This is a genomic window from Streptomyces sp. WAC06614, from assembly GCF_003949795.1.
GTDB lineage: Bacteria > Actinomycetota > Actinomycetes > Streptomycetales > Streptomycetaceae > Streptomyces.
Genome location: NZ_RPRY01000461.1, coordinates 1 through 4,334 on the forward strand (window position 1 = coordinate 1; position 4,334 = coordinate 4,334).

Annotated in this window: 5 protein-coding genes; 2 read left to right on the top strand and 3 right to left on the bottom strand. The window is 73.6% G+C overall.

Features of this window, described 5'->3' with window-relative positions; translation table 11 throughout:
* Nucleotides 1-61: 61 nt before the first annotated feature.
* Nucleotides 62-472 (top strand): rodlin, encoded by a 411-nt coding sequence (locus EF918_RS33115; protein ID WP_125652601.1) that lies wholly within the window; start codon nucleotides 62-64, stop codon nucleotides 470-472.
* A 93-nt stretch (nucleotides 473-565) separates the two neighbouring features.
* Here the strand turns inward: EF918_RS33115 and EF918_RS33120 are convergent, their stop codons facing one another.
* Nucleotides 566-2,164 carry a beta-N-acetylhexosaminidase gene (locus tag EF918_RS33120; protein ID WP_125652598.1) on the bottom strand — a complete coding sequence of 533 codons (1,599 nt, stop codon included), beginning with the start codon at nucleotides 2,162-2,164 and terminating at the stop codon, nucleotides 566-568.
* 228 nt (nucleotides 2,165-2,392) lie between these two features.
* Between EF918_RS33120 and EF918_RS33125 the strand changes: the two genes are divergently transcribed.
* Nucleotides 2,393-2,758: a 5-carboxymethyl-2-hydroxymuconate Delta-isomerase gene (locus EF918_RS33125; protein WP_125652599.1), complete on the top strand. Its 366-nt coding sequence runs from the start codon at nucleotides 2,393-2,395 to the stop codon at nucleotides 2,756-2,758.
* A gap of 29 nt (nucleotides 2,759-2,787) precedes the next feature.
* Here the strand turns inward: EF918_RS33125 and EF918_RS33130 are convergent, their stop codons facing one another.
* Nucleotides 2,788-3,522: a DUF1838 family protein gene (locus EF918_RS33130; protein WP_125652600.1), complete on the bottom strand. Its 735-nt coding sequence runs from the start codon at nucleotides 3,520-3,522 to the stop codon at nucleotides 2,788-2,790.
* Between the two features lie 44 nt (nucleotides 3,523-3,566).
* Nucleotides 3,567-4,334: NUDIX hydrolase (locus EF918_RS33135; protein WP_260610919.1), on the bottom strand; the 768-nt coding region annotated here is incomplete at its 5' end.

Sequence of the window (4,334 nt, forward strand, 5' to 3'; positions counted from 1 at the left end):
GCCGCCCGGCGTTGATCAAAGCGCTCCACAGGCGAGCACACGTGCGACAGAAGGATCCATGATGTTCAAGAAGATGATGGCCACCGCGGCCGCGACCGCTTCGATCCTCGGTGCCGGCGCCGCCGTGGCCGCCCCGGCGATGGCCATCGGCAACGACAACGGGATCAACACCGTCAACGGCAACGGTTCCCAGCAGATCTACGGCAACCAGAAGACCGAAGGCGCGATGAGCCCGCAGCTCAGCGTGGTCCAGGGCACCCTGAACAAGCCGTGCCTCGGTGTGCCGGTGAAGGTCAACGCCCAGTCGATCCTGGCGGCCCTCAACATCGGTGTCCAGGACGTCAACGTCCTGTCCAACCCGATGAACCAGCAGTGCACCGAGAACTCCACGCAGGCCAAGGGCGACGAGTCCCTCTCGCACATCCTGGACAACATCCCGGTCCTGTCCGGCAACCTGTCCAACGGCAGCTGACGCCACCCACGCCACGGCCCGGCCGGCCCGGAATCCGGGCCGGCCGGGCCGCTGTGGTCGCAGACCGGTCAGGGCACCGGTCCGGGCAGCGGGTCAGGAGCCCAGCGGCCAGGAGATCTTCGGGGAGCGGTAGTAGTTCATGCCCAGGGCCTTCCACCGCGGCCCCTGGGCCCCCAGCCGGCGCTTGAACGAGGCCAGGTCGTGGGTGCTCCACGGGGACCAGCCCAGTTCGGCGAGGGCGGGCAGCCGGGGGAAGGCCAGGTAGTCGATGTCGGCCGGGGTGACGACGGTCTCGGTCCACAGCGGGGCCTCGACACCCAGCACGGCGGACTCGCCGACACCGGTGACCCGGGCGGCCGGGTCCCAGTCGTAGGCCTTGTCGACCTCGATGTAGCCGGCCCAGGACAGGCCCAGCGGCGTCCGGCGGTCGTACTTCATGTCGAGGTAGGCGAGGTTCGCCGGGGACATGACCACCTTGGTGCCCTGCGCGGCGGCGTTCGCCAGGGTGGTGTCGATCCGGGTGGTGCCCCAGAACTGGGCGACGGTGGACGGCAGCGGCGTGGCGCGGGTGATCTCGTGCCAGCCGACGACGGTCTTGCCGTGGGCGGCGACGATCCGCTGGGCCCGTTCGATGAAGGTGCGGTAGTCGGCGGCCGGGGTGGAGGCGGCCTCGTCCCCGCCGATGTGCAGGTAGGGCCCGGGGGTCAGGGCGGCCAGCTCGCCGACCACCTGGTCGATGAACCGGTACGTCTCCTCCAGCGGGACGCACAGCGAGCTGAAGCCGACCTGGGTGCCGGTGTAGAGCGGCGGGGCGACGCCGTCGCAGTTCAGCTCGGCGTACGAGGACAGGGCCGCGTTGGTGTGCCCCGGCATGTCGATCTCGGGGACGACCGTGATGAACCGGGAGGCCGCGTACTGCACGAGGGCCGTGTAGTCGGCCTGGGTGTAGTGACCGCCGGGGCCACCGCCGACCTGGGTGCTGCCGCCGTGCTCGGCCAGACGGGGCCGGGAGGTGACGGCGATGCGCCAGCCCTGGTCGTCGGACAGGTGCAGGTGCAAGGTGTTGATCTTGTACAGGGCGAGCTGGTCGATGTAGCGCTCGACCTGCGCGACGGTGAAGAAGTGCCGGGCGACGTCCAGCATCGCGCCCCGGTACGCGAACCGCGGCTGGTCGGTGACCGTGCCGCCGGGCACCGTCCACGGCCCGGGCCGCACGCCGGGGCTCATCACCGCGGGCGGCATCAGCTGGAGCAGGGTCTGCACCCCGTGGAACAGCCCGGCGGGCTGCTGGGCGCGGATCACCACGCCGCCCGTGGTCGTGGTCAGCCGGTAGCCCTCGGGCCCGACCGAGGCGGGCGCGCCGGACAGGGACAGGGCGATACCGCCGGGGGCGGGCGCGCCGACGGTGACCGGGACGGCGTAGCCGGTGGAGGTGCGCAGGACCGTGGCGAGGTGGTCGGCGACGCCGCGGGCGGCGGCCGTCTCGGCGGTGACCGCCACGGACGGGCCGAGGGTGAGGACCGTTCCGTCGGCCACGGTGCTCGCCGGCACCGGTACCACGGTGTTCGGCAGGGCGGCGGCGACCCGGTCCGGCGCCGCGCCGGGTGGTCCGGCCGAGGCCTGGGCCGAGCCGCCCGCGAGCAGCAGGGCCAGCACGGTCGCCGTGCCGGTGAGGGCGTCGCGCAGTCGCATCTGTCGTCCTCTCTGGTGGAGCCGGAGGTGGGGGGAGGTCGTGCCGGAGGGATCCGTGCGGTGCGGAGGGTGATGCGCGTGCGCCGCCAGTGTGCCCGCCCCGGGCCCCGCACGGCAGACAGCGGCGCGCCGTTGGCGGTCGGCCGACGCGCCGCGGGCGGCCCTGGCCCCTGCCGCGGGCGGATGACAGGATCGTGCCCGCGACCGCCGCAGGAAAGGACCCCGTCCGTGCCGCAGATCACCGTCGACCATTCCGCCGACGTCCTCCTCGACCGCAGGGACTTCGCCCTGGCCGGGCACGCGTTGGTCACCCAGCTGATCGACTGCACGCTGGAGGAGTGCAAGACCCGGTTCCGGACCGTCGACGAGACGTGCATCGGGGACGCCGCGCCCGAACACGCCCTGGTCGTCGGGGAGATCCGGATCCTGCCGGGCCGCAGCGAGGAGGTGCGCACGGCCCTGAGCGAGGGTCTGCTCGCCCTCCTCGCGGACCACATCACCCCCAAGCCGCGCCAACGCCTGCACCTGGCGTGGGACGTGGTGGAGCTGGACCCCGCCACGTACCGGCGGGTCGTCGTCGCCGAAGGGACCTGACGTCCCGGGCGCGGACGGGTGTACGGGCCTCAGACGGGCGGGTTGAGCTTGCGGAAGTAGGTCCAGCTCGACTCGTTCGGGGCGCTCCACTCCTTGGGTGCGGACGCGAACTGCGGCTGGTGCGCGGCGACGTAGGCCCGGGTGCGCTCGGGGACCTCGGACCAGTCGGCCAGTTTGCGGCCCCGGCAGTGGAAGGTGAGGCCGCCCGGGCGGGCGCCCTGGACCATCCACGGCAGCCACGGTGACATCCTGCTCCAGGACATGGTGCAGGACACTCCGGGGGTGTCGGTGGCCAGTTCCGCGGCCGGGGCGAAGAACTGGAAGAGCTCCAGGGCCCGGTAGGTGTCGTCCGCCGAGTTCTGCGGGTACTGCGCGACCGGGAGCGGCGAGGGGTAGGCGAGCGGGATCTCCAGGCTGAAGCAGAGCTGGTCTCCGAGGTCGGTGACCGGGATCGGGAACGAGGGCCGCCACTTCTGGTGGGCGGGGTCGTTCCAGACGTGCACCACCGGCCTGCCCCGCCAGGTGTCGAGGATCTCCCGGGTGTGCGGGTCGAGGTAGAACGCCGCTTCCCGGGACAGCAGGTGGTAGCCGTCGCTGTCCTCCACCAGGCGGGCGACGTTCACCCCTTCGAAGCCGAACACGCGCTGGTACGGCTCCCGGGGCCCCCAGCCGTACACGTCACCGGTCCACCAGAACGTCACCTCCTCCCCGTCCAGCGAGGCACGGGCGCGGGCGAAGGAACGCAAGGTGTCGGATGGTGTCATGGTGACCACTGTGCGTGCCGGGGCCCCGGCTCGGCAAGGGTGGGTCAGGGGGTCGTGCGCGGACGGCCCTTGACGAGTTCGAGGGGGCCGGTGCCCTCGCGCAGGGCGGTCAGACACGCCTCGATCCGGCGGCGCTGGGCCTTGCCGACGAGCGTGGGCAGCTCGGCGGGGGACGCCAGGGTCCAGGCGCGCAGCTCCGCCGGGTCCAGCCGGATCCGCGCCAGGCCGGCCTCGTCCAGGACGCCGCCGTCGTAGACGAAGACCGTCTTGGCCGGGTACGGCGGCCGGGCCGTCCAGTTCACGGCCAGCAGCCGGCCGGGCGCCCGGTCCAGGCCGATCTCCTCGCGGACCTCGCGGCGGGCGGCCTCGTACGGGCCCTCCCCCAGGTCGGACTCCACGCCTCCGCCGGGCAGGTGCCAGCGGCCGTCCTCGCGGTAGCCGGGCCGGACCAGCAGGACGCGCCCGGACCGGTCGGTGAAGAGCACCTTGGCCGCGGTCAGGGTCTTGGGCCGGTTCGCCCGGTGGCCCGCGGCGTCGAGGCCGTGGACGTGCTCCAGGGCGGCCCGCCGGTCCGCGCCCAGGCCCGCGGCGGAGCCCGGCTGGGGGACCCCGTCGACGAGGTGCGCGACCGAGCCCGTGTACAGGGCGGCCATGGCCGCGCGCAGCAGGGCTCCGTCGCGGGCCCCGGCCGGGGCGTCCAGCAGGACGGCGGCCTCCGCCCAGGGGCGGCTGCGGGCCCCGGCGCGGTCGGTGCGCTCGGGGGGCACGGGGCCCGCAGCCGCCCCTGGGCGGAGGCCGCCGTCCTGCTGGAC